Source organism: Methylobacterium sp. WL103 (genome assembly GCF_008039885.1).
Taxonomy (GTDB): Bacteria; Pseudomonadota; Alphaproteobacteria; order Rhizobiales; family Beijerinckiaceae; genus Methylobacterium; species Methylobacterium cerastii.
In genome coordinates this window covers 1-1,863 of sequence record NZ_VRUX01000727.1, presented here as the reverse complement: position 1 = coordinate 1,863, position 1,863 = coordinate 1, and the positions used below count along the sequence as shown (strand labels likewise).

The following is a 1,863-nucleotide window of genomic DNA, read 5'->3' as shown; positions in this document are numbered from 1 at the left end:
CGCGAGGGCGTCCCGGCCCTTCGCCACCGGGTCGCGCATTCCCGCGGTCCCGTCGAGCAGCCGCATCTGCGCGTGGGCGCGGGCGGCCGCCGATTCCAGCTGCGACAGGGCGAAGGCGTGGACCATCGCCATCCAGCGCACGGCGCGGCTGCCGGAGGTGTAGCCCGCGAACTGGAACAGCCGGTCGGCGTTCAGGCTGGTCCGCGTGGTCGCGTCGCCGCCTTCGCCGGCCAGGGCTTCGGCGAGCGCGCGCTTGGCGGAGTCCAGCGCGAAGGCGCGATGCTGCGAGGGCGAGATCGGCAGGACCAGGCGCACAGCGAGGAACAGGATGATCGCCGCCGCGATCACCAGCGCGACGTTCATCAGGTAGGTCTGCGGATCGTAGCTCTGCGGATTCTCCGGGGCGATCAGCACCGGCGTAAACACCAGCGCGATGAAGCCGATGCCGAAGGTCGACGGGTTCAGCGACAGAAAGCAGGCGACGAAGACCGGCACGATCATCGCGATGGCGAGCAGCGGGAAGCCCTGGTTCCCGTTGAGGAAGGCGAACAGCACGATGCCGGCGAACAGCGACGCCAGCGGCATGCCGATCAGCACGCCGACGGCGAACTTCTTCGGGTCCGGGGCGGTGGACGACAGCGCGCAGGTGGAGGCCACCTGCACCAGCGCGAACGAGGTCTGCGGCAGGCCGGACACGATCATGAAGGCGGCGGTGAGCCCGAAGCCGATCGCCACCCGCAAGGCCGCGCGCAAGGCCACGGGAAAGTCGCGGTGCGTCGGGAGCTTCACGTCGCGCAGCGGCACATGGCCATCGGCGAGCGCGCGCACTCCGTCTTCGGCAAAGGTCGCCGCGTTGACGAAGTCGAGGCAGCGCTGGAGCGCCACCAGCTCGTCGAGGGGGCGGCGCCCGTCCCGTACGGCGTCGTCGACGAGGTCGCGTAGCCTCGTGTCGATTGGGTCGAGGCGTGCGGCCTCCGGTTCGCCGACGCCGCCGCCGGAAACCTCGCGGCACAAGCCCTGCGCCTCCTCCACCGCCGGGCTCGGATGGCGAAGCGCCGCCGCGGCGTTGACGGCGGCGCGGCTCGCTGCCGCCATCACGTAGAGCGCCGCGATCGCGCTGCGGGCCCCGGCCGCGCGATACGGGCCGTCGTCGAGCTCGCCGGCGATGGCGCTGGCGTCGGCGCGCATCGGCGCGATCGTGCGGATGAGGGCTGCGGTGCGCAGGGGCCCGGGATCGCCTGACGTGAACGCCTCGTGGGCGAAGGCCTTGGTGCCGTCGTAGGCCGACGACAGGGTCGGCAACAGCGTGCGCCACGTGCTGGGGGAGGCGAGAGCATCGTTGATGAAGGTGATCGTGACGATCGCCACCGTGATCGCCGCAAGCCGCCCGACCGCCGCGTCGAAGGTCGTCTGCGGCGCATCGATATGCGCAAGCGCGATGATCGCGACGGTATAGCCCGAGAGCATCGCACCGTAGGCGCGGGTGTCCTGCAGGTACTGGGCGGTGAAGACGCAGAGCCCGATCCACACCGAGAAGGCGACGAGCAGCGTCACGCGGTCCTGCGCGAACAGCGCCATGAACACGATCGCCACGATGCCGCCGACGACGGTGCCGAGGAAGCGGTAGGCCGCCTTCGAGATCGCCTGCCCGCGCTTGGGCTGCGCCAGGATCGCCACGCCGGTGGCGGCGGACGACGCGCTGTCGAGCTGCAGCCAGAACGCGACGTAGAGCGCCAGCATCATCGCCAGCCAGATCCGGAAGGCGAAAGCCCAGGCGGCCGGCTTCGGCACGATCGCGTCGAGCCGGTCGATCGCGCGGTCGAGCCACGAGGCGCGCCGGGTGGCGGCCGCGCTCATCGCAGG

At 71.3% G+C, this 1,863-nt stretch carries 1 protein-coding gene; it reads right to left on the bottom strand.

Features of this window, described 5'->3' with window-relative positions:
- Positions 1-1,857 (bottom strand): FUSC family protein (locus FV222_RS24720; protein WP_147815883.1); only part of this gene is annotated, 1,857 nt, incomplete at its 3' end.
- Between the last annotated feature and the right edge of the window lie 6 nt (positions 1,858-1,863).